Here is a 23830-nt window from a genome sequence, read left to right as displayed (position 1 = left end):
CGCGCTCACACCCTCATCGGCATCAGCACATACAGCGCCCGCGACTCGTCATTCTCGCGGATCAGCGTCGGCGCCGAGGCATCGGCCAGGTGCATATCGACCTGATCGCTGCCCACCTGCGCCAAGATGTCGAGCAAATAGCGATAGTTGAAGCCGACCTCCAGCGCATCGGCGCCATAATCCGCCGACACTTCTTCCGAAGCCGTACCATTTTCCGGGCTGGTCACCGACAATGTCACCTTGTCCGGCCCCAGCGACAGTTTCACCGCGCGGGTCTTTTCGGTGGTGGCAATCGCCGCCACGCGGTCCACGCCTTCGGCCAGGCTGCGCGCGTCGATCTTCAGCAACTTGTCGTTCGCGGTCGGGATCACCCGGCTGTAATCCGGGAAGGTGCCGTCGATCAGCTTGCTGGTCAGCGTCGAATCCGCCGAGAATTTGAAGCGGATCTTGGCTGGCGACAGGCTGATCTCCACCGGCGCATCGCCGGCCAGTTCATCGAGCAACTTGCGCACTTCGTTCACGCATTTGCGCGGCACGATCACGCCCGGCATGTCGGCGGCGCCAGCCGGCAGATCAAGCTCGATCCGGGCCAGCCGGTGGCCATCGGTGGCCACACCGCGCAGCCGCGGCGACGGGCCCGCCGTGGCATGCAGGTAAATGCCGTTCAGATAATAACGCGTTTCCTCGGTCGAGATCGCAAAGCGCGTCGCGTCGATCAATTCCTTCAGATCGGCGGCGCTCAGCGTGAAGCGCACCGGCAGATCGGTTTCGGCGATCACCGGGAAATCGTCGCGCTTCAACGTCGAAAGGCTGAAGCGGCTGCGCGCCGACACCACGCTCATGCGCTCGCCCGACACCGCCAGTTCGACCTGCGCGCCTTCCGGCAGCTTGCGGGCGATATCGAACAATGTGTGCGCCGAAACCGTGGTGGCGCCGTTCACATCGATCGCCGCCGGGATGGTTTCCACCACCTGCAGATCAAGATCGGTGGCCATCAACCGCAAGCCATCGCTGCGCGCCTCGATCAGCACGTTGGACAGGATGGGAATGGTGTTGCGGCGTTCCACCACCGACTGGATATGGCCCAGACACTTCAGCAGCGTTGCCCGTTCGACAGTGGCCTTCATCCTGATCCCTGCAAAATTGGATAATTCATGGCCACTATAGCCATTCAGACGCGGCGCGGTAGTGGCGATGTGCGACATTCTCGGCCTATGGTGCAGCCATGGATCTGATTCTCGCCCGCCACGCCGAAACCGTGTTCAACGCCGCCGGCCGCATGCAGGGCCACATGGCGCACACCCCGCTCACCCGCGCCGGCATCGCCCAGGCCGAAGCCATGGGCGAAGCGCTGCGCAGCGCCCTCGGCCACGCCCCCGATCTCGCGCTCTACGTCTCCCCATCAGGCCGCACCCAGCAAACCGCCGCCATCATCGGCGAGCATCTCGGCCTCGATTTCTTCCGCTGGCAAAAGGACGATCGCCTGCTCGAAATCGACGTCGGCGATTGGGAAGGCCGCTGGTACCACGACATCATCGCCGAACTCGGCCGCCCCATCGTGGACACGGAACGCGGCCTGTTCTGCGAACCGCCCCCCAATGGCGAATGGTTCCCCGCCATCGCCGACCGCCTGAACGACTGGATCGCCAGCCTCTCTCACGACCGGCCAGTGCTGGCCATCAGCCACGGCATCACCGCCGGCGTCCTGCGCGGCCTCCTCACCGGCGGCGACCCCTGGCACGGCGTCCCCGTCGCCCCACGCGCCCCGCAAGGCACGGTGTTCCGCATCGTGGACGGCGTGGAGAGCGTGATCCACACCGGCAGCGGATTGACGGCGTCGCGAGCGGCTTGATCTGAAGTAAAAGGGCACGTCACCCCGGGCCGTCACCCCCCCGGATCAGGTCCGGGGCGGGCTGCACTTGATGCGGGGCTTGGCTTTCTTGCCTGGAACAGCGCCGATCACCGACATCCGCGACGTCATCCGGCCAAAGCGGTGAACGGCGCCAGCGGCCAGTCCGGCGCAATCATATCGTCTTCCGGATCATGCGGCATCGCGGCAAGCGCCTGCAATTCCGCCCGCACTTTTGCCACACTTGCCGAATCAGGCCGCATTCGGCGTTGTTTATCCTGCGCTTTCTGTTTTTCGCGCTCCAGCCGCTTGAGGTGGAACAACAACAGCCGCACATCGGCCGGCCGCCGCCGCACCGCCACCACCACGCCCTCGCGCTCGATCACCTCCGCCTCCCCATCGCGCAACCGATCCAGCGCCATATCCTCGATCCAGCGCCCCGTATCAGCCAACGCCGCATCCCAGCGCCGCGCGAAATCCTGGCTGTGCGCCTGCGCCCGCAACCAATAAGCCGACTGCTTCGTCATCCCCGCCGCCCGCGCCGCCGCCGAAACATTGCCGTTGAGCGCCAGATGATCCAGAAACCGCTGCTGCCGCTCGGGCGACCAGCCGTTGTGCTGCGGACGAAGGGCGGGGGGCGTGTTGCTGCTCATGGGGTTGGTATAACCCATGGGCGGGGTTGTAGGACAGACCGGGAACAAAGGAAGCAAGGCCTCCGGCGGCAAGGGTCGCAGACCCTTGACCCGTCAGTTTTCGGGCGGAACTACCAAAGCGCGCACCCAGATTTTTCCGCACAATTATGCATACTTCCTGCTGAATCTGAATGGAGGTTCGTGGCTCTGCCATTTGCCAAAAAGTTGCGGTCGGTTAGAGAGGGTAGATGGTCATCTCGAACAATTCGCGCTCGCTTGTTGAGTTTGCACATGAGGCAGGCCGTACCTTCGTTGCAGGAATCACGCGCGATGAGCAAAAGGCGGCTGGCCAGTTCATGACACCGCCCAAGATCGCTCGTTTCATGGCCCAACGCTTGGTGCATCCCGTCGATCATCAGCAGGTTCGCATTTTGGAACCAAGCGCAGGTGGCGGTGTCCTGATTGCTGCAGCTATCGAAGCGTTGCTGGAGAAACCCGACCCGCCAGCAGTTATTGATGTTCTGCTATATGAACAGGACCAACGACTGATTCAGACTTTGGAGGATCTTTGCCAGAGAATCAACACAGTTTGCACGGAAGCAGGGGTTCGGTTCAAGTGCTCCATCCGCCATGAGGACTTTTTGCTTTCCGATTTTGCGATACGTGGCGAGCCTGTAGATGGCTTGCTCACTATTGCAAATCCACCGTTCTTCAAGCTCAACAAGTCAACTGACGAACGGGCGCAACGCCATAGCTATGCCGTCTACGGCCAGCCCAATGTTTATGGTTTATTCATGGCCGCAACCGCGCGGCTGACGCCCTCTAATGGCCGGTGGTGCTTCATCGCGCCCCGTAGCTGGATGAACGGCCAGTATTTCAGAGCTGTTCGTCATACTTTGGTCCGCCATCTGACAATGGACAGCCTTCATGCGTTCGAGAGTTGACGGGACAGCTTTGAACAAGACGCTGTTTTGCAGGAGACCGTGATCGCGTGGGCTACCGGCCGAGCCACACGACAAAGCGGGTTGAATGTTTTGTTCACGCGAAGCCAAGGCATGTCTGACCTGGATCAAGCGTTGGTGCAGGCTGTGCCAGCAGAGCAGATTGTAACCGACGATGAACACGCAACCGTGACATTTCCATCGGAGGGCGCAAGCCTCCTCGATGGATGGTCTTCGACCCTTTCGACATACGGGCTGAAGGTCAGCACTGGCCCAGTAATTGCGTTCCGGTGCAAAGAGTACATCAGCGCTCAGGCTAGCTCTAATGCTGTTCCACTGCTTTGGATGCAGCACGTTAGTCAGCAGGCAATCAATTGGCCGATCTTCAAAAAGCAGGAACATGTTCGGGGCACCGCCACCAATGCGTGGATGTTGGTAGCTAACACGCCCATGGTGATCATGCGGAGGTTTTCCCCGAAGGAGGATGAACGCCGCGTTATATGTGCACCCTATTTCGGCACGCTTCCCGGCAGCGCCATCGGCCTTGAGAATCATTTGAACTACATCCATCGACCTGGCGGTTACATGTCCCATTCCGAGGTGCGCGGACTGTCAGCACTCCTGGCAAGCAGCATGGTGGATCGATACCTTCGGGCCATTGCTGGGAGCACTCAGATCAATGCGGGTGAACTGCGCTCCTTGCCGCTGCCATCGATGAACATCATCGAAGCTATTGGCCACCGTGTCCCAGAACTTCCTACCCTTGCTGAAATAGATGCGGTCGTAGAGGCTGAACTGGGGTTATCGGCAGCATGTAGGAATGTTGCTGCATGAATTTTCCCAAATTACCGAGCATTTCGGAAATTCATACACGCCTTGAGCTACTGTTTCCAAACGGCTTGGAGATGAGAAGCAAGCTCGTCCGGGAAATGGCGGCTAAGGTTGTTTTTGTGTTTCTTTACGGTGGCATGGTCGAAGGAGCCGGCCGTTTCCTTCGGCCAAGTCATGTCTATTTTTTCACTGAGGAACAAGCAAAGAAGGATACCGATCAAGATCGCGGGCTATGGCTGGCCAAAGCAAGTAAGCCTCGCTTTCGTCCTGAAGGTTTACGATGGTACGCTGACAATACACGCGAATCTATTCGTGATGATACAATCCGTTTTGGGCTCGTCGACGTTGGTGCTGCTGGTAAGTTGCCAGGGATTGCGGTTACATCAAGTGTGCCAATTTACTACCTGAAGGATGACTTCGCCGCCATCTTCGACCCTGACCTAAATGAGTTGGCGCTTGAGGTGGCAATCACCGCTTGGCAGAAAAAGCACCTCACCGCAGCAGCTCGTGCCCGAATGGCGTTGCTGGCCGCAGGCAAAATGAAGTCTGATGATAAAGTGGTCGTGAACTGCCCGGATGGCACCGTGGCCAAGCTGTCGCCCGGAACGTCCTCCATGATCTCGAAGGCGGTGGTGGAAAACTTTGCGCCTAGCTTTTTGACCACTCCAGTTCTGCTTTGGCTTTCAGAGAGCGGAGCCAAGGTTCGTTACCAAGATGAGAAAACTACAAAAGCGCTTGGCCTGAACATCGACCAGAGCAAGGTTTTGCCGGATATCATCCTAGCTAATGTTGGAGATACCGGTGAAGATACGCATCTAGTTTTTGTAGAAGTTGTAGCCAGTGATGGCCCGATGAATCAGGCCAGACGTAATTCACTGCTCCAGTACGTTATACAGTCAGGTTTTCCGGTGGATCAGTGCCTTTTCGGAACTGCGTTTGAGGATCGGGCTGACAGTGCTTTCAAGAAATGCCTGCCCGAGCTTGCTTGGGGAACTTTCGCGTGGTTCCGGTCGGAACCGAATAGTTTGGTCTGGTTCTATGGAGAGCCGTTCTCTATCACTGAAAGCTCAAACGCCCTAATATCTCGAAATCAGTAACGATTGGCGAAATCGCTCAATAGACTGTAATTGACCTCATGGGAGAAACCGCTTTCATTCCACCGAGCTGCTCGGCGCTCTGATAGTTGTCGATAAAGCCAGACCCCGTATCAAGTCAGGGCCGATATGCGGAGGGAAGGTCTAGGCCGCGTTGACAAAAGACTTCAGCCATAGCCTTGCGGCGGCGAGGTTGAGGAAGCTGGCGAACGAGAGTGCGGTCTTGTCATATCTGGTGGCGATGCGGCGCTGTTGTTTCAGCTTGCCGAACATTCGCTCGATGCGATTGCGATCCCGGTAGCGACGATAGTCGGGATGTTCGGGCGCCTTGCGGTTGGAACGCGGCGGGATGACGGGCAAAATGCCGTGCATCAGGAGGTTCTGCCGGAAGGCGTCGCCATCGTAGCCCTTGTCGGCCAGGAGCGCCTTCGGCTTCGCCACGGGGATCGTCATCAGCGCGTCGGCCGCGGCATAGTCCGACGCTTCGCCGCCGGTCAGGATGAAGCCGAGAGGGCGTCCTTGATTGTCTGACCGGGCGTGGACTTTGCTCGTAAAGCCGCCGCGTGATCGACCAAAAGCGTTCGCACAGGCCCCCCTTTTCCGCCCGCTGCCGAGACGTGGCCGCGAACTGTGGTGCTGTCGATCATGTGCTGCCAGTCGTCGGTGAGCCCGAGGTCGACCAGCGTTTGCAGCAAAGCATCCCACACGCCCTGTTCGGCCCAGCGCCGGAACCGAACATAAACCGAGTTCCACTTGCCGTAACGCTCATGCATGTCCCGCCAGGGGCAGCCGACCCGCAGCACGTGCAGCATCCCGTTCAAAAAGCGCCGGTTATCCCCGGCAGGCCGTGCCCAACGACCGCGCTCAGGCGGCAGCAGCGCCCCAACCACTGCCCATTCCTCGTCCGTCAGATCCCCGCGAACCACAGCTGCTCCCCAAAAAGCAGCCTTGAATCAGAAACCGAGTCCCTTGGGAATCCCTTTTGTCAACACGGCCTAAGGCGAACGGGATTTCGAATCGATAGCGCTGGTGGCGCGCACCCACCCCCGGCCCCTCCCTTCAAAGGGAGGGGAGAGGGAAGGGCTGCGTGAAAACTCATGGGTCAAGGGTCTGCGACCCTTGCCGCCGGAGGCTTCTCTTGCTTTGGCTTCGGCGATTGCAACCCCTCTCCCGGGCCGGCTGCGCCGTCTCTCGACCTCTCCCGCAAGGGGAGAGGTGATTTTCAGGCGCCGATCGCCGCGTAACGCGCCTTCAACTCGTCCAGGCGGGCCAGCAGCACGGTGATAGCAGCGACCGCCTGCGTGGTCGGCCGGGCGTCGGCTTGTTGGAGCAGTTTCAGCATGAAGACGAGCTTTTCCTGAAGGCTGACGATGCTTTCCTGATCAGCCGGCAGGGCGGTGATGCTGCCGTATTTGATGTCGGGGTTGGGGGCGTCGCCGTCGCCGCGCAGGCGCAGGAGGGCGGCGCGTTTGGTGGGGGTGGCGGTGGGGAGGCGGGCGTCGATCTGGTTGCGCAGGGCCTGGGCGGTTTGGGTGGCGCGCAGCAGTTGCAGGCTGTGGCGGGATTGCAGGGCGAGGTCTTCGGGCGCCACCTGCACGCGGGGATCGAGGCGGACGTCGAGGTCTGACTCGCGCACCGTGCCGTCGGCGGTGAGGCGCACGCGGTAGGTGCCGGGCAGAACGAACGGCCCGTCGGGATCGCTGCTTGTGTTCTTGTAGGTGGCGGCGATGTCGTAACTGCGCCTGATGCCCGTGGGCGGTTCGTGGCGCAGATCCCAGACGAAGCGGTGGTGGCCGGGCGTGGTGGCCAGGCGCTGCGGCGGTGCGATCCAGTAGGTGGGGTGCGGCAGCGTTGTCGGATCGAGCTGCTCGGGCGCGTCGCTGCTGGCGTAGCGGCGCACCAGGGCGCCCTGGCTGTCGAGGATTTCGAGCGTGACGCTGGCGGCAGTGTTGGGCAGCAGATAATCCAGCGTGGCGCCATCGGGCGGGTTCTGGCCGGTCGGCTCTTCGGGGGGCAGCGGGGTATCGCCGAACATGTTGGCGCGCACCCGCGTCGCCAGCGCCGGCTTGAACAGATGCACGCCGTTCGCGGCGGCCAGTTCGCGCAGCATGGCGATATTGTCCATGATCCAGATCGAGCGGCCGTGCGTGCCGATGACCAGATCATCATCATGCACGACGAGATCGCGGATCGAGGTGGCCGGCATGTTGAGGCGCAGCGGCTGCCAGGTCGCGCCATCGTCGATGGAGAAATGCACGGCGCGTTCGGTGCCGGCGAAGAGCAGACCGGGCTGTTTCGGGTCTTCGCGCACCACGTTCACCGGGCCATCGTCGGGCAGGCCGGCGGTGATGCGGGTCCAACTGCGGCCGAAATCATGGGTGCGCCAGATGTGCGGGCGCTGGTCATCCAGCCTGATGGCGTTGATGGCGGCATAGGCGGTACCGGCATCGAAATGGCCGGCATCAAGCGCCGAGACCTTGTCCCACGCGCGCAGCGGCGGCGGGGTGACATTGGTCCAGGTGCCGCCGCCATCGCGGGTGATGTGGATCAGGCCGTCATCGGTGCCGGCCCAGATCAGCTTCACATCGCGCGGCGATGGCGCCAGGGCATAGATCACCCCCAGCCGGTCCATCTTCGCCAATTGGGGGGTGCGGAAATCGCCGATGCTTGCGGGCACGTCCGGCCGTTCACGCGACAGATCGGGGCTGATGATCGACCAGCTCTCGCCGCCGTCCACCGTTTTCCACAGCCTGTTGGTGGCATAGAGCAAAGCCTTGGGATCGGCGGGGTGGAACATCAGCGGCATGGAGCGTTTGATGCGGTAATTGCCGGAGCGCAGCGCTTCGGGCGCGATGTTGCGGGTCTGCCCGGTGCGCTTGTCGAAGCGCACGACGCGGCCGCCATAGATGAGATCGGGATTGAGCGGATCGGCGACGACATAGGCATATTCGTCGGCCCCCACGCCCACCCAATCGCGGAAGCTGATCTGGCCGCCGTTGCCGCGGCTGGCGATGCCAATGGCGCCGCTTTCCTGCTGCCCGCCATAGATCCAGTAGGGAAACTGCCGATCGGTGGAGACATGATAGAGCTGCGCGGTGGGCTGGTTGTACCAGCTGCTCCACGTGCGGCCGCCGTTCACCGTGATGGTGGCGCCCTGGTCGGCGGTGTAGATCATGATGTCCGGCTGTTTCGGGTTGATCCACATGCGCTGATAATCATCACCGCCGGGCGCGCCCTTGTGCGACACCCAGGTCTTGCCGCCATCGTCCGATCGATAGCTGGCGGTGTTGGCGAGGAAGACGCGATTTTCGTTTTCTGGGTGGACGATGATCTCGGCATAGCCACCGTCCGGGCCCCAGATGCGCTTGTCGGTGCTGACCAGCGCCCAGCGCTCCCCGCCATCGTCGGAGCGGTAGATGCCGCCGCCCTGCACGGCGTTGATCACGGCATAGACGCGGCGGCTGTTGCTGGGCGCGACGCCGACGCCGGCCAGGCCCAGCCCCTGCGCGGCGCCCGGCAGCCCGGCGGTCAGCTTGCGCCACGTGGTGCCGCCGTCGGTGGATTTGTACATCCCGCTGTTGGCCCCTGAAAAACGCGCATTTTCCCAAGGGCCTTCGCGATGTTCCCACAAATTGGCGTAGAGGATGTTGGGGTTGTTGGGATCAAATTCGATGCGGTTCGCACCGGTGTTGGCGTTGATGTAAAGCGTCTTTTCCCACGTCTTGCCGCCGTCGCGGCTGCGGAAAACGCCGCGCTCGCTGTTGGGGCCATAAGGGCGGCCCATGCCGGCGACAAAGACGATGTTCGGATCGGTGGGGTGCACGATGATGCGGCCGACCTGGCTGATGTCTTTCAGGCCGATGTGCGTCCAGTGCTTGCCGCCATCGACGGATTTGAAGATGCCGTCGCCGGTGCTGAGATCGGGGCGGTGCAGCCCTTCGCCGCTGCCGACATAGATCACGTCGGGATGCGAAGGCGACACGGCAATGTCCCCCACCGATCCGGTGGATTCCGCATCGAAGATCGGCCGCCAGGTGCGGCCTGCGTCATCAGTTTTCCACACGCCGCCATTGTTGACGCCGATGAAGAAGATATTGGGCTGGCTTGGGATGCCGACGGCGCCCACCGTGCGCCCGGCGCGAAACGGGCCGACCAGCCGCCAGCGCAGGGATTGATACGCATCCTGCCCCGGTGCCGCGCTGGCCGGCGCGGCGGACAGGCCGAGCATCAAGGCGATACAAAAGGCGCGGATCACCGGCAGCAGCGACATGTTGTTGTACCCCATCAACTATCCCTGGGCAGCATGCCAGCAGGCCGCGAAAACACAACTAGGCCGACGCCCAGGCGGCCACCATCGTTTCGAGCACACCCATCGGCACCGGGCCGGCCTTCAGCACCAGATCGTGAAAGTCGCGCACGTCAAAGCGGGCGCCCATTCTTGCCCGGGCGGCTTCGCGGGCGGCCATGATGCGGTTGGCGCCGACCTTGAAGGCGCAGGCCTGGCCAGGGATCACGCAATAGCGCGCGATCTCGCGGTCGGTGGACAGGGGCGGTTCGCCGGCGTTTTCAACCATCCAGCTGGCGGCCTGCTGCGGCGTCCAGCGTTCGTGGTGCAGGCCGGTATCGACGACGATGCGGGCGGCGCGGAACAATTGCGATTGCAGCGAGCCGATGCGGCCGAAGGGATTGTCCTCGTAAACGCCGAGCTCGTCGGCCACCTGCTCGGCATAGAGCGCCCAACCCTCGCTGTAGGACGAGAAGCGCACGAGTTGCCGGAACAGCGGCAGCGCCGGCGTGCGGCGCATGACGCTGGCCTGGTAATGATGCCCCGGCACGCCTTCGTGGTGGATCAGGGTCGGCATGCGCCACGCGCCATTTTCTTCCGGGTGCAACAGGTTGATGGCGATCAGGCCTTTGCCGTTGCCGCCAAGGCCGTAATACATCGCGCCGGGCGATCCCGGCTCCACGCCGGGCTCCATGCGACGGACCTCGACCGGGTGGATATCGACCGTGTGGAAGCCCTTGCCGAGCTTGGCGGTGGTGGCGGCGATCTGGCGCTCGGCCATCGCCAGCAGCCTGGCCCGGCCCTGATCGCCCGAAGCCAGCAGGCGCGGATCGGCATCGAGCGCTGCAAGGCGCTGCCCGACGCTGCCCTTGCTCAGGCCCTGCGAGACGAGCAGACGGTCGATCTCGGCAGCGAGCGCCCGGCATTGCGCCAGCCCTTCACGATGCAGATCGCCGGGCGCCACATCGGTGGTGGTGTTGGCCCGCAGGGCCGAGGCATAATAGGACTCGCCATCCGGCAGCCGCCAGACGCCGCCAATGTCGGACGCGCGCGGCCGCAGCCCATCCAGCGCGGCGATCTGCCGGTCGAGCGCCGGCACGATGCGGGTGCGCAGCATGGCCCCGGCGCGCGCCGATGCATCGGGGAAGCCCTGGGCGGCGATCCGCGCCAGCATCGGCGCGATCAATCTGCTTTGCGCCGGCGCTTCGTCGCGCAGCGCCTTCAGCTGCGGCACGGTGCGATCGATGACGAACCCCGGCGGCGACACGCCGGCCGCGGCATCGTGGCGGATCCAGTCGGTTTCCTGATCCAGCGCCGTGGCAAAATTCTCCAGCCGCGCCAGCCAGACGTCGACATCGGCCGGCGTCGCCAACGCTTGCCGTTCGCCAAGCGCGCCCGGCAACCAGTACCAGGCACCGCCCATCTGCTGCACGACATAGGGGCTGGGCCGCAGGTTGAGATCGACGAAGCCATAGCGGCCGAGCAGATCATCGAGCGCGGTATAGACGAAGCGGGCCGTGTCAAAATCGAGCGCGGCCTTGGGCGAGAGCGCCGCGCGATCGATGCCCACCAATTGCAGAAGCGCCAGTTTGACCCCGGCACGGTCGCCGGCGCGGGCCGCAAGGGAGCGATCATCAAGTCTTGACCGCAACGCCGGCGAGGCGCTGGCCGCGCGCCGGCCGCCGCTTGCCTCTTCCGGCATGCGGGCGAGATAGGCTTCGGCATGACGTTGCAGCATGGCGGCGAGCGCGGCGTCGGGCGCGCCTGCGGCCAATGCAGGCCGCGTACCGTTCACGGCGAGCATCGCTGCACCGGCCAGAAATTCGCGCCGCTCGATCATGTCAGGCTCCGTCTGCAAGGCTCGTGGCTTAACGCGACACCGCGCGGGGCCTCAAGCCCATTGTGCGGCGGTTGGCCGCTGTTTTGCGCTTCCCGCGCCTGCCGCCGACGCCTATGTGCAGTGCAGCATAACAGCCGGAGTCGTCACCATGACCGCTGATCACATCGTCATTTCCGCTTATGCCCGCACGCCGATGGGCGGGTTTCAGGGTGCACTGTCCGGCATGAAGGCCACCGAACTGGGCGCGGCGGCGGTGCGGGCAGCGGTGGAACGGTCGGGGGCAAATCCGGACAGCATCGCGCAAATCATCATGGGCTGTGTTCTCCCCGCCGGCCTGGGCCAGGCGCCGGCGCGGCAGGCGGCGTTGGGGGCAGGTCTGCCGCTCGGCATCGAGGCGACCACGGTCAACAAGATGTGCGGCAGCGGCATGCAAGCGGCGATCATGGCGCATGATGCGATTGCCGCCGGCAGTGCCGACATCATCGTGGCGGGCGGCATGGAGAGCATGACCAACGCGCCCTATCTGTTGACCAAGCATCGCGGCGGCGCGCGCATCGGCCATGATGCCATCAAGGACTCAATGTATCTCGATGGGCTGGAGGATGCCTATGATCCCGGCCGGTTGATGGGCAGTTTTGCGGAAGAATCGGCACGCGAATATCAGTTCACGCGGGGCGCACAGGATGATTTCGCGCTGGCCAGCCTCGCGCGGGCGCAGGCCGCCATCGCCAGCGGGGCGTTTGCCGGCGAGATCGTGGCGGTGACCACCAAGGCCGGCATCATCGACACCGACGAACAACCCGGCAAGGCCCGGCCGGACAAGATCCCCACCCTGAAACCCGCCTTTGCCAAGGATGGCACGATCACCGCGGCCAATGCCTCCTCGATCAGCGACGGTGCCGCCGCGCTGGTGATCACGCGGGCCAGTGTGGCGGCGGCGCAGGGCCTTGCCGTGCAGGCGCGCATCGTCGCCCATGCCGCCCATGCCCATGAGCCGGGCAAATTCACCACCGCGCCGGTGCCGGCAATCCGCAAGCTGCTGGCCAAGGCCGGCTGGAGCATCGCCGATGTTGATCTGTTCGAAGTGAACGAGGCCTTTGCCGCGGTGGCGATGATCGCCATGCAGGATCTGAACATCCCCCACGAGAAATTGAACATTCATGGCGGCGCCTGCGCGCTCGGCCACCCGATCGGCGCGTCGGGCGCGCGCATCATTGCCACGCTGCTGGCCGCGCTGGAACGCACCGGCGGCACGCGCGGGGTGGCAGCCCTTTGTATCGGTGGCGGCGAAGCCACGGCCATTGCAGTGGAGCGGATCTGATGAACGAGTTGAATGGCAAGCGCGCGCTGGTCACCGGCGCGACCAGCGGTATCGGCCTCGCCATCGCCACCGCGCTCAGCGCCGCGGGTGTGCGGGTGATGATCAATGGCTTCGGCGATGCGGCGCAGATTGCGGCGGCGCGCGCGGCGGCCGGCGATGCCCATTATCACGGCGCGGACATGTCGAAGCCCGCCGAGATCGCCGACATGATGGCAGCGGCGCAGGCAGCGCTGGGCGGCATCGACATATTGGTCAACAACGCCGGCATCCAGTTTGTCAGCCCCGTGGAGGATTTCCCGCCCGAGAAATGGGACGCGATCCTTGCCATCAACCTGTCGAGCGCCTTTCACACCAGCCGGCTGGCGGTGCCGGGCATGAAGGCCAGCGGCTGGGGGCGGATCATCAACACCGCGTCTGCCCACAGCCTCGTCGCCTCGCCGTTCAAGTCGGCCTATGTCGCCGCCAAGCATGGCCTGGCCGGCTTCACCAAATCGATCGCACTGGAGCTGGCGCCGCATGGCGTCACCGCCAATTGCATCTCGCCCGGCTATGTGTGGACGCCGCTGGTCGAAAAGCAGATCCCCGACACGATGGCCGCGCGCGGGCTGACGCGCGATCAGGTGATCAACGATGTGCTGCTGGCGGCACAGCCAACCAAGCAGTTTGTCACCGTGGAACAGGTCGCCGCCGCGGCACTGTTCCTGTGCAGCGATGCCGCCGCCCAGATCACCGGCGCCAACATCAGCATGGATGGGGGATGGACGGCGGCTTGAGGGGGGGCTTGAGTTATCCCCGTTATCCCCGTTATCCACAGGGCTGAGGCCAAATATTTCATTTTGACGACTCAGGGGTTGGTGAGACCATTCATCCGTAGCCGGGAATTGACGGCGGCAGAAATGCCAAAGGAAATGAGGCGGTTATGGCCAATCCCCTGGCCAATCCAGGCTTAAAACGCAAGGATTGAACAGGCGAAGGGCCGGGCGGGCACGCCAGCAGCGCGAGCGCACCAAAGGGGCAACCCGGCGGAAAGCCAAAGCGGGCCGGGCACCAGCCCAAAACGGTGGAAAGGCCAGCCAACGGCGGCCGCCGCCCCGCGCACGCAGGGCAGACGGAACCAGAGGACGGGCACGGAAGCCGGGGCCGGAACGGCCGCACCGCCGCCACCGCAAGGTGGGCCGGCGTGGCGGACAGCGACGGCCCAGCGAAGGCGGCACGGCAGTTCGCGCGAAACTGCCGCGCCCGCCGGACGCAAGACGTGCCGTGGCAGCAGCACTGTTCACGCGCGACACGCAAGACCGCCGCCGGGAAACCGACGGCGGTTGTTTGCATTGCAGCGCGTGGCTTTTGACAGCGCCCAGAGCCTTCCCCCAGACCCTGTTGCCCAGACCCTGTTGCCCAGACCCTGTTGCCCAGACCCTGCTGCCCAGACCCTGCTGCCGGGCCGCAGCCCGGCAGCAGACCTCAGCCAGCGCGGGCCAGGCGGCGGCGCGCACGCAGGCTGCCCGCCACCGCGCCAAAGCCAGTCAGCAGCATTGCCCACGTCGCCGGTTCCGGCACCGCAGCGGTGGCGATGCTGCCATTGATGGTGAACGGGAATTCTACAGTCTGTTGGCTCCCAGCGTCTTTGGCTGTTGTGAAACTGCCACTGACCGGCCTTGCCAGCCCATTGCCGCTGCCCAGCGATCCCAAAACCGGCGGCACAATCGGGCTGAACGCAGTTGACCCGCGCAGCCTCCACGTCAGGAAATAATTGCCTGCCACCAGCGTGAAATCGGCCATGTCTGCATTGATGCGGTAGATGGTGCGGGTGGTGAGATTCGGGCTATCGCTGGCAACGCGATAGCCGACAAGCCCGCCATTGGTGACCGATGTTAAGCCGGAAGCAACAACAGTGCCGGTGTTGACATCATTTCCGGCAACGACGCTCCAAGATGCGGCCGTGAAGGTGAACGCATTGACGTTGGTTTGATAGGCATAGAAATCGATGGACTCAACATTCCAACTGGCGCCCGAAACGGTGAAATTGTCTGCCAAGCTACCTACGGCATTCGCTGCAAAGGCAAAGTTCTGGGCAGGCGGGGTCAAGATGGATTTTCCGGAGCCGTTCACAATTGGCCCATTGTCAAACAGCACCGCCGCCTGGGCGGCAGAGCCCAGCAGCGCAGAAAACATTGCCGAAACAGCGAATTTCAAAGTCATGTGCCCCTCAAATCAAGGATACCAAATTGATTAATTGCAAGTAATGACGTTTGGCAAGGGGGGATGTTGATCCTCCTGCTGCGGCGGCGCGCCACAGGATTGCGTGATTGTCCTGCCCTCAGCCAAGCCAGGGGAACGCACGCTGCGGCATTGATTGACAGAGCCGGGCAATCTACCGGCCCGGGCGGATTGCCGTCTTGATCGTGGCCTTACGGCTTCACATCCGGCGGCAGTTCGCCCGCCATGCCGGCCGCCACCTTCTCCGCCGCTTCCAGCACGCGCAGCAGGTTGCCGCCGGCGATCTTTTCGCAATCGGCTTCGCTATACCCGCGGCGCAGCAGTTCGGCGATCAAGGCCGGGTAGGTTTCCACGCCTTCCAGGCCGGTCGGCAGATTTTCCAGCCCGTCGAAATCGCCGCCGATGCCCACCGCATCAATCCCGGCCAGCTTGACCAGGTGATCGACATGGTCGGCCGCATCCTTGATGCCGACGGGCGGCAGCGGATTGGCCTTCAACCAGGCCGCGAAGCCTTCGGCCACCCGCTCCGGCTGCGCCAGATACAGCGCCGCCAACCGCGTCCGCTCGCCGGCCCGCGCGGCCTCCCACGCCTGCCGCGCGCCATTGATGAAGCCCGGCGCATAATTGACCATCACGATGCCGCCGTTGGCCTTCACCAGGGCCAGCACATCGTCGGGCACATTGCGCACATGATCATTCACCCCCCGCGCCGAGGAATGCGAGAACATCACCGGCGCGCGTGTCACCGACAGCACCGCCTTCATCGTGCCGGGCGACACATGGCTCAAGTCCACCAGCATGCCGATGCGGTTCATTTCGTGCACGATCGCCTTGCCATAGTCGCTGAGCGGTGCGGCCCGCGCGATCTCGTTGGCGCTGTCGGCCCAGTCGTTGTGCTTCGTGTGGGTCAGCGTCATGTAGCGCACACCCAGCGTGTGATACATGCGCAGCACCGGCATCGAATTGTCGATCTGGCTGCCGCCTTCCACGCCCATCAGGCTGGCGACCTTGCCGGTTTTCTGGATGCGGCGGATGTCGGCGGCGGTGCTCGCCAGCTCGAAATCGGCTGGATATTTCGCCACGAAGCCGCGGACGATATCGATCTGTTCGATGGTGGCCTTCACCGCCGCCGGCCCGGTGACGGTGGCCGGCACATAGACGCTCCAGAATTGCCCGCCGACGCGGCCCTGGTGCAGGCGCGTGATGTCGGTGTCCAGCGGGCGCTTGTAGGTGCGGCTGTCTTCCTTCAGATCCTTCTGCCACCAGCTTTCGCCGAAACTGCCGCGCAGCGCGCCCGGCCAGTCATTATGGCCATCGATGATCGGCTGGCGCTTCAGCACCGCCTCGGCGCGTTTCAGATACGGATCTTCCAGCGCGTGGGCGGGAAGGGCGGAAAGGATGGCGAGGGTGAGAATGAGGGTGCGCATGGCACCAATCCACGCCAGAAGCCGGCACCTGACAAGGGGTAATTTGATCGGAGGGCAATTTGATCAGGGCAGCAGCATCGGCCCCAGCGCCCCGAACCACAGCGCCATGGCGGCGCCGTTGCCCCCCACCAACATGAAAAATCCGCGCACGCCCGCCTGGCGCCACAGCCAGACCAGCGCCGCCACAAACAGGATGGCGCCCACCGCCGCCATCCCTTGCGGCGGCAGCCCCAAGGCAGCGGCGCCGACGATTTCATCGAAATTCGGATTGGAAGGTTCGGCAATGCCCGCCAGCACAAAGCCCTGTTGCAGCATATAGATGATGTTGCCGGCAAAGCGCAGGATCGCCGCCATTACCAACGGCGCCCCCCAGGCATGGCCGCGATACCGCAGGCCGATCGCCACCAGCAGCAGCGTCACCGCCGGGCCGGCCAGCGATGCCAGCCCGACCAGCAGCGGCGCCCCGCCCCACGGCGGCGCTTCGGGCAAGCCGCTGGCGCTGGAGAAATGCAACTTCATCGGGAAGCCGCCGGCCAGGCCCACCAACACATGGCCAAGTTCGTGCAGCAGCACCGACGCCGGAAACAGCGCCTGGCACCACAGGAACTGCGCCGCGAGCGCCCTGCCATCATGCCGCATGATCGATGCTCCGCGTTTGCCGGACCCTGTCTTGCCAAACAGGTGACGCAGCGGCAAGCGATGGGCGATAGCAATGGCATCAGCCCAGCCACGGAGTTTCCCATGCTCGAAGCCGCCGACCGCCGCGTTTATGGCCCCGATGAAACCGCGTTCCGCGATACGGTGCGCAAGGTCTTCGAAAAGGAGCTGATCCCCAATCTCGACCGTTACGAGGAAGAGGGCCTGGTCGATCGCAATTTCTGGCGCGCCTGCGGTGATGCCGGTCTGTTGTGCCCCGGCGTGCCGGAAGAATATGGCGGGCTGGGCCTGGATTTCCGCTACAACGCGATCGTCGATGAGGAACTCTCCTATGCCGGGTCTTCCGCCGGCATCACCCTGCAATCGGACATCATCGCCGATTACCTGATCGCCTATGGATCGGAAGAGCAGAAGCAGAAATATCTGCCCAAGATGATTTCGGGCGAGATCATCACCGCCATCGCCATGACCGAACCCGGTGCCGGCAGCGACCTGCAAGGCGTGAAGACCACCGCCCGCAAGGATGGCAACCACTATGTCATCAACGGTTCGAAAACCTACATCACCAACGGCCAGAATGCCGATCTGATCATCGTTGTCGCCAAGACCGATCCGGACAAGGGCGCCAAGGGCACCTCGTTGATCCTGGTCGAAGCCGACCGCGAAGGCTTCGCCCGCGGCCGCAACCTCGACAAGATCGGCCAGAACAGCGCCGACACCTCCGAATTGTTCTTCAACGACGTGCGCGTGCCGATGACCAATTGCCTTGGCGAGGAGAACAAGGGCTTCATCTATCTGATGAGCCAGTTGCCGCAGGAGCGCCTCTCCATCGCCATCTCCGCCCAGGCCGGCGCGCAGCGCGCCTTTGATGAAGCCGTGAAGTTCGTCAAGGATCGCAAGGCGTTCGGCAAGACGGTGTGGGATTTCCAGAACACCAAGTTCGTGCTGGCGGGCTTGAAGACCGAATTGCAGGTCGGCTGGGCGCATATCGATTGGGGTCTGCAAAAACTGATCGAGGGCAAATTGACCGCAGCCGAAGCCAGCGCCGCCAAATTGTGGCACACCGAATTGCAAGGCCGCGTGTGCGACGAGGCGCTGCAACTGCACGGCGGCGCCGGTTACATGAACGAATACCCCATCGCCCGCCTGTGGCGCGACGCCCGCGTGGCGCGCATCTATGGCGGCACCAGCGAAATCATGAAGGAAGTGGTGAGCCGGACGATCTGACCGTCACTGCGGCCCGCCTGCGACATCATCGGCTGCGACCTTGCCGGGTTTCTGCCCTTAACCGGACGCAATTTGCGGCCATATAGGTGGTATGAACGCCGAAGTGCCTGTGATCAAAGCCAGCACCGCCCGCCCCATGGCCGGCGAGGACATGGCGCTGATCAAGCTGGCCGCCACCTTGGGCCGCGAGCTGGGCGCGTATCGGCCGGCGATCTATTGGCTGGACACGCTGGCGTCGGCGATGGTCGGCTGGGGCGCGCTGGCGGCGCTGATCCTGTTGCCGGGTTTGCCAGTGGCGGCGCAGGCGGTGATTGCGGTTGCGGCCGTGCTCAGCCTGTACCGGCTGGGCAGCTTCATTCACGAAATCACCCATATGAAGCCGGACAGCGTGCCGTTCTATCGCCTGGGCTGGAACCTGGTGGCCGGCATCCCGTTGATGATCCCGAGTTTCATGTATGAGGGCGTGCATACGCTGCATCACGCCAGGAACCGTTACGGCACGGTGCGCGACCCGGAGTACATGGCGCTGGCGTTGAAGCCCAAGCTCAGCCTGCCGCTGTTCGTGGCAGTCTCCGCGCTGGGGCCGATCGGGCTGATCATCCGCTGGGCCATATTGGCGCCGCTGTCGCTGCTGCCGCCGGTGCGCGATTTCGTGCGGGAACGGCTGTCGGCGCTGTCGATCAATCCGGATTTCCGCCGCGAGCCGCCGGCCGGCCCGGCGATGACGCGTTGGAATGTGATGGAGGCGGCAACGTCGCTGTTCGTCATCGCCGTGCTGGCTCTGGTTGCCACCGGGACCATCCCGCTGCGTGCCTTCCTGATCTGGCTGGGCGTGCTGTCGGCCAGCATGGTGATCAACCAGGTGCGCACGCTCGCCGCGCATCTGTGGGAGAATGATGGCGCGGAAATGAGCATCACCGCGCAATATCTCGACAGTGTGAACGTGCCGCCGCCGGCGCTGCTGCCGGCGCTGTGGGCGCCGGTGGGCCTGCGTTATCACGCGCTGCACCATCTGCTGCCCGGCCTGCCCTATCATGCGCTGGGCGAAGCGCATCGCCGGCTGCTGGCGGAATTGCCCGCGAACAACGCCTTCCATGGCGGCAACCACCCCAGCCTGGCCGGCGTGGTGGCGCGGTTGTGGGCCAGCGCCGGCACGGCGCGCGGCTGACCGCAGGCGTCAGGCTGGCTGGCCGTGCGCCTCCAGCCACTTGGCCACGCGGCCCATCGCCAGTTCCATCAGATGCGGCGCCATATTCTCGGGCGGCGGCGGGTAGCTGGTGAAATCGCGGCTCTCGCTCAGCACCTGATCACCCCGCGCGATCACGAAGCCTTCCCAGCCCTTGGCCTTCACCGCGTTGCACGTGTCGGTATAGGTGTGCAGGCCGCCGGCATAGGCCATGAAGCGGCGGGGTTTGCCGGGCACGTTGGCGCCCATGTACCAGCTGTTGGCCTGTGGCAGCAGCGTCATCGCCGCGGTCTGGTCGCAATGGTCGGTCCATAGTTTCTCGGCTTGCCTGCTGGCTTCGATGCGGCCAGCCTGGGCCGCGTTCAGCGATGCGATGATGTCCGCCACATATTCCACATGCTGTTCGATGCTGTGGATCATGTTGGTGAGCACCGATGGGCTGCCCGGACCGGTGATCAGGAACAGATTGGGGAAGCCGGCGACCATCAGGCCGAGATAGGTTTCCGGCCCCGCCGCCCAATGATCCTGGATGGTTTCGTCGCCTACGCCCCGAATGTCGATGCGTTCGATGGCGCCGGTCATCGCGTCGAAGCCGGTGGCCAGCACCACCGCGTCGAAATTGAAGCTGGTATGTGCGGTCTTGATGCCGGTGGCGGTGAATGTTTCCAGCGGATCGGCGCGCAGATCGATCAGTTCCACATTGTCGCGATTGTAGGTGTCGTAATAGCCGGTATCGACGCAGGGGCGCTTGGTGCCGAACGGGTGATCCTTGGGCGTGAGCAGCGCGGCGACCTTGGGGTCTTTCACCTGTTCGCGGATCTTGGCGGCCACGAAATCGGCGATGATCTGGTTGGCCGCCGGATCGATGGCCTGGTCGGCAAAGCCGCTGAGAATCCGGAAACCGCCCCAGGCCCAGCGCCGTTCCAATTCCGTCGCGATCTCGTCCGGCGCGGTTTGCGTGGCGATGGCGTCTTCACGCGCTTCATTCCAGAAGCCACCCACCGTGGCGCGGGAACGGGCGCGATAGGCGCGGGGATCGGCCAGCCATTCCTGAAAATCCGCGTCCGGAATCGGGCCGTTGTGCGCCGGCATGCTGTAATTCGGCGTGCGCTGGAACACGGTGAGCTGCGCGGCCTGCGCGGCGATGATCGGGATCGACTGGATTGCCGACGATCCGGTGCCGATGATGCCGACGCGCTGGCCGGTGAAATCCACACCGTCGTGCGGCCAGCGGGAGGTACGGTAAATTGCGCCCTGATAATCCTCGATGCCGGGGAAGGTGACATCGGTGGGCACGGAAAGGCACCCGGTGGCCATCACGACGAAGCGTGCGGCGAAGGTTTCGCCGGTATCCAGTGTCACCGTCCAGCCATCGGCAGCGGCATCCCAATGGGCGGCGGTGACGCGGGTGTTGAAGCGGATATCGCGGCTGAGATCGAAACGTGTCGCGACATGGTTGGCATAGGCCAGCAGTTCCGGCTGCGGCGCATAGCGTTCGGTCCAGCGCCAATCACGTTCCAGCGCTTCGTCAAAGCCGAAGCTGTATTCCAGGCTCTGGATATCGACGCGTGCGCCGGGATAGCGATTCCAATACCAGGTGCCGCCGACACCGCTGCCCGCTTCGATCACTTGCACCTTCAAGCCCTGTTCGCGGCACTTCATCAGCATGTACATGCCGGAAAAGCCCGCACCGACGATCAGCACATCCAGTCGTTCTGCCATGGCCCTGCCCTCTCCCAAGCGATGTCCCTCCCCAGGGACTGTTGCCTGGACGCTACCACGCACGCGGGCATCGTGAAGCTGGGATTATTGGGTGCGACGGTGTTGCCTTGCGGCTTGTCGGGTCAATTGGCGCTGCCTGGTCCTGCGAACCAATGGCGCGCAATTTCCCAGACAAGGAACGAGACGATGATCCCGGTCAGAACACCCAGTCCAAAGAAGGTTTGCGGGTTGGGGCCAATGACATTCGCCCTCGCCGCAGCCATGCCCAGCATGGGCGCCAGAGCGGATGGGAGGATGATGAGGGGAAGCAGGTTTGGCAGGCGACGCTTGTCCATATCCCTTACCTTTCAGGGAGCAATCTATGCTCAAGACCTGTTTCAGGCAAGATTGGCCTAGGGTTCGGTATTCTGCTGGCTCTGACGGAACCATAAGAAAGGCCCGGCATCCGGGGGATGCCGGGCCTCTCCGTCATTTGATGGTGTTCAGGCTGCGGGCTTTTGCTCAACAGCCGCGGTTGCGGCCGGTGCGGGAGCGGCAGCAGGTGCTGCTGCCACCACCGGTGCCGGTGCCGGGGCCGCGTCATAGCTGCCCTTCAGCGCCGGATAGTCCTTGAGCATCTTGTACCCGCCCAGCGGCTTGTTCACCCCTTGGTGGCAGGTGGCGCAGTTGACCTTCAGCGGATCGCCATGCGGACCACGGCGATTGCCATAGACACCCTTGCCATTCGCCGGCCAGACATCGCCCAACGCACTGATATAGTTGTTGTTGATATCCCGCACCATGCGGATGCCATACCAGGCGGTCACACGCTGCGGACGGCTGTCTTCCCACTTCGCGAAGTTGTTCGAGTTGTGGCAGTAGCTGCAGTTGACGCCCAGGCCCTGGCTGATGTGCATCATCAGGCCATAGGTTTTCTCGGTGTGCTGGATGGTGCCATTGCTGCCGGCGGTCGGGAAGGCCTTGCCGCCGACGCGGATGCTTTCCTTGCCAGCCAGATAATCCGTGAACGGATCATAGGCGAGGCTGGCATAAGCGACCGTCTTGGCCGGCGTGTTGCCGCCGCGCTTGTTACCCGCGATCGTGCCCGGATCGGGAACGGCCGTGGACCAATTGTAGGCCGGGACCGGCTGGCCGCGGTGGCACGTCCAGCACGTCACGCCGGCATTCTGCTGGCCGGAGAAGTGCGGCACCCATTCGGCATTCACCTTGCGGGTCATCAGCAGCATCTTGCGGGCGACCACCTTGGTGTACTTCTCGTCGGACGCCATGTTTTCAGGATTGTGGCAATAATTGCAGCCAGCATCCTTGATCCCACTGCCATCCGGCGCGACCCAGTTGGTCATCGCCTGCATGGTGTAGTTGAACTCGTCCACCGAGACATCGCCCAGCACCTGGACATTCTCGTAGGCCTCACGGGATTTTTGCCCGGTCAGCATGTCTGGGGTGAGTTCATAGGGTGGTGCCGGAACTTCACCGACCTTGGCCTTGCTGTCCGGATCACTGATCAGCACCAGAGCCGTACCGCGCGGGCCGACCTGCTCCTGTTCCTTCATCCCCAGTTCGCAGCCCGCCAGCAGAAGTGCCGGCAGCGCGATGGCCACAAGCTTGTTCAGCGCGTTCATTGCGGTGCTCCCGGAAGCGTGGAGGGATCGATGACACCGGTTGCGGGGTATTCCAGCGCGAAGCCATGCTGCACGGCCCAGAGATACCAGTTATCGACGACGGTGCCGGTCAGGAGGATGCCGATGCCGCCCGTCAGGGTGGTCAACACGGCGAACCACCACGCCCAACGGTGGATCGATTCCATCGTGGCGTTCCAACCCATCGTCCAGCGCCAGAACAAGGCGGCACGTTCCGATGCGGTGCCGCGATCGGTGATCTGTTCGATTTCGCGTTCACCGCCATAACGGCCGACCGCAAGGATGGTGGCGCCGTGCATGGCGAACAACAGGGTCGAACCATAAAGGAAGACGATGCTGAGTGCGTGGAACGGATTGTAGAAGAGATTGCCATAACGGATCGAGAAGGCCGCGGTCCAATCGAGGTGCGGGAAGATGCCGAACGGCACGGCTTCCGCCCAGCTGCCCATCATCATCGGCCGGATGAAGCCGAGCACGAGATACAGCCAGATGGCGGAACCAAAGGCCCAGGCGACGTGCGTGCCCATGCCGAGTTCCTTGGCACGCACATAGGTGCGGGCCCACCACAGCAGGATGGAGGCGGTGAGGAAGAAGCCGGCGGCAATCCACCAGCCGCCATCGTTGAGCGGCACGTTGGCAGTGAAGCCATATTTGGCCGGCGGCGGTTCGAGCGCGAGCCAGAAGAACTGGCGCACGAACTGGATCGGATCCCAGTTCACCGAGGCAGCCATGTTGAGGCCGATGATCTCGATGGCGATGAAGCCCGCAATCAGCGACGCAACACCGAGGGAGCCAAGGTAGACCGGACCGAGCTGGGCGCCGCCCAGCTTGCCCATCAGCCAGGAGGTGCCGAACGGACCGATGCGCGCATCGTTGTTGGGACCCAGCGGCACGCCGGGTTCCAGCTCACCGCGGAGCTGAACCTGCGTGAAGAGATTTTGATAAGCCATGGTGCGTGTCC

General features: G+C 63.5%; 19 protein-coding genes and 1 pseudogene. 8 read left to right on the top strand and 12 right to left on the bottom strand.

Annotated features, from left to right (window positions below):
- Positions 1-5: 5 nt before the first annotated feature.
- Positions 6-1127, bottom strand: a complete 1122-nt coding sequence (gene dnaN / locus AC6UUM_RS03655) for a DNA polymerase III subunit beta (protein WP_500803991.1) — start codon at positions 1125-1127, stop codon at positions 6-8.
- A gap of 98 nt (positions 1128-1225) precedes the next feature.
- On the opposite strand from dnaN, the gene AC6UUM_RS03650 reads away from it, so the two are divergent.
- Positions 1226-1852 (top strand): histidine phosphatase family protein, encoded by a 627-nt coding sequence (locus AC6UUM_RS03650; RefSeq protein WP_500803990.1) that lies wholly within the window; start codon positions 1226-1228, stop codon positions 1850-1852.
- Positions 1853-1977: 125 nt separating this feature from the next.
- Here AC6UUM_RS03650 and AC6UUM_RS03645 read toward each other — a convergent pair whose 3' ends face one another.
- The gene (locus tag AC6UUM_RS03645; RefSeq protein WP_500803989.1) at positions 1978-2502 is read right to left on the bottom strand and encodes a hypothetical protein; all 525 of its coding nucleotides are present in this window, start codon (positions 2500-2502) and stop codon (positions 1978-1980) included.
- A gap of 227 nt (positions 2503-2729) precedes the next feature.
- Between AC6UUM_RS03645 and AC6UUM_RS03640 the strand changes: the two genes are divergently transcribed.
- The 3 genes from AC6UUM_RS03640 (at position 2730) to AC6UUM_RS03630 (ending at position 5350) form a co-directional block, all read left to right on the top strand.
- The gene (locus AC6UUM_RS03640; RefSeq protein ID WP_500803988.1) at positions 2730-3425 is read left to right on the top strand and encodes an Eco57I restriction-modification methylase domain-containing protein; all 696 of its coding nucleotides are present in this window, start codon (positions 2730-2732) and stop codon (positions 3423-3425) included.
- Positions 3426-3536: 111 nt separating this feature from the next.
- Entirely contained in the window at positions 3537-4256 is a 720-nt protein-coding gene (locus tag AC6UUM_RS03635) for a hypothetical protein (protein WP_500803987.1), read from the top strand.
- A complete protein-coding gene (locus tag AC6UUM_RS03630) occupies positions 4253-5350 on the top strand; it encodes a BsuBI/PstI family type II restriction endonuclease (RefSeq protein WP_500803986.1) in 1098 nt (365 codons plus the stop codon). Before AC6UUM_RS03635 ends, AC6UUM_RS03630 begins: the two co-directional genes overlap by 4 nt.
- 141 nt (positions 5351-5491) lie before the next feature.
- Here AC6UUM_RS03630 and AC6UUM_RS03625 read toward each other — a convergent pair.
- From AC6UUM_RS03625 to AC6UUM_RS03615, 3 genes and pseudogenes are all read right to left on the bottom strand, one after another.
- Positions 5492-6237 (bottom strand): annotated as a pseudogene (locus tag AC6UUM_RS03625) (IS5 family transposase).
- 332 nt (positions 6238-6569) lie between these two features.
- A complete protein-coding gene (locus tag AC6UUM_RS03620) occupies positions 6570-9632 on the bottom strand; it encodes a VPS10 domain-containing protein (protein ID WP_500803985.1) in 3063 nt (1020 codons plus the stop codon).
- A 43-nt stretch (positions 9633-9675) separates the two neighbouring features.
- Positions 9676-11472 (bottom strand): DUF885 domain-containing protein, encoded by a 1797-nt coding sequence (locus AC6UUM_RS03615; RefSeq protein ID WP_500803984.1) that lies wholly within the window; start codon positions 11470-11472, stop codon positions 9676-9678.
- Positions 11473-11620: 148 nt separating this feature from the next.
- Between AC6UUM_RS03615 and AC6UUM_RS03610 the strand changes: the two genes are divergently transcribed.
- Complete coding sequence (locus tag AC6UUM_RS03610; protein WP_500803983.1) at positions 11621-12793, top strand: acetyl-CoA C-acyltransferase; 1173 nt, start codon at positions 11621-11623, stop codon at positions 12791-12793.
- A complete protein-coding gene (locus AC6UUM_RS03605; protein WP_500803982.1) occupies positions 12793-13566 on the top strand; it encodes a 3-hydroxybutyrate dehydrogenase in 774 nt (257 codons plus the stop codon). Before AC6UUM_RS03610 ends, AC6UUM_RS03605 begins: the two co-directional genes overlap by 1 nt.
- Positions 13567-14254: 688 nt before the next feature.
- Here the strand turns inward: AC6UUM_RS03605 and AC6UUM_RS03600 are convergent.
- From AC6UUM_RS03600 to AC6UUM_RS03590, 3 genes are all read right to left on the bottom strand, one after another.
- A complete protein-coding gene (locus AC6UUM_RS03600) occupies positions 14255-14827 on the bottom strand; it encodes a PEPxxWA-CTERM sorting domain-containing protein (protein ID WP_500803981.1) in 573 nt (190 codons plus the stop codon).
- Positions 14828-15201: 374 nt separating this feature from the next.
- Positions 15202-16437, bottom strand: coding sequence for a dipeptidase (locus AC6UUM_RS03595; protein WP_500803980.1), 1236 nt, complete (start codon positions 16435-16437; stop codon positions 15202-15204).
- 63 nt (positions 16438-16500) lie between these two features.
- Positions 16501-17076, bottom strand: coding sequence for a hypothetical protein (locus AC6UUM_RS03590; protein ID WP_500803979.1), 576 nt, complete (start codon positions 17074-17076; stop codon positions 16501-16503).
- Positions 17077-17178: 102 nt separating this feature from the next.
- Here AC6UUM_RS03590 and AC6UUM_RS03585 point away from each other — a divergent pair, with 102 nt between their 5' ends.
- The gene (locus tag AC6UUM_RS03585; protein WP_500804898.1) at positions 17179-18321 is read left to right on the top strand and encodes an acyl-CoA dehydrogenase family protein; all 1143 of its coding nucleotides are present in this window, start codon (positions 17179-17181) and stop codon (positions 18319-18321) included.
- 109 nt (positions 18322-18430) lie between these two features.
- Positions 18431-19489, top strand: a complete 1059-nt coding sequence (locus AC6UUM_RS03580) for a fatty acid desaturase family protein (protein WP_500803978.1) — start codon at positions 18431-18433, stop codon at positions 19487-19489.
- 9 nt (positions 19490-19498) lie between these two features.
- Here the strand turns inward: AC6UUM_RS03580 and AC6UUM_RS03575 are convergent, their stop codons facing one another.
- The 4 genes from AC6UUM_RS03575 to pufM all read right to left on the bottom strand — a co-directional run bounded on the left by AC6UUM_RS03575 (position 19499) and on the right by pufM (position 23819).
- Complete coding sequence (locus tag AC6UUM_RS03575) at positions 19499-21229, bottom strand: flavin-containing monooxygenase (protein WP_500803977.1); 1731 nt, start codon at positions 21227-21229, stop codon at positions 19499-19501.
- A gap of 122 nt (positions 21230-21351) precedes the next feature.
- Positions 21352-21564, bottom strand: a complete 213-nt coding sequence (locus tag AC6UUM_RS03570) for a hypothetical protein (RefSeq protein ID WP_500803976.1) — start codon at positions 21562-21564, stop codon at positions 21352-21354.
- A gap of 147 nt (positions 21565-21711) precedes the next feature.
- On the bottom strand, positions 21712-22851 hold the full coding sequence (gene pufC / locus AC6UUM_RS03565) for a photosynthetic reaction center cytochrome PufC (RefSeq protein WP_500803975.1): 1140 nt from the start codon (positions 22849-22851) through the stop codon (positions 21712-21714).
- Positions 22848-23819 carry a photosynthetic reaction center subunit M gene (gene pufM, locus AC6UUM_RS03560; protein WP_500803974.1) on the bottom strand — a complete coding sequence of 324 codons (972 nt, stop codon included), beginning with the start codon at positions 23817-23819 and terminating at the stop codon, positions 22848-22850. The genes pufC and pufM overlap by 4 nt, the downstream gene beginning before the upstream one ends.
- Positions 23820-23830 lie beyond the last annotated feature (11 nt).

Source organism: Sandarakinorhabdus sp. (assembly GCF_987265915.1).
Note: the sequence above shows the minus strand (reverse complement) of the source record. Positions and strands in the feature narration are given on the sequence as shown.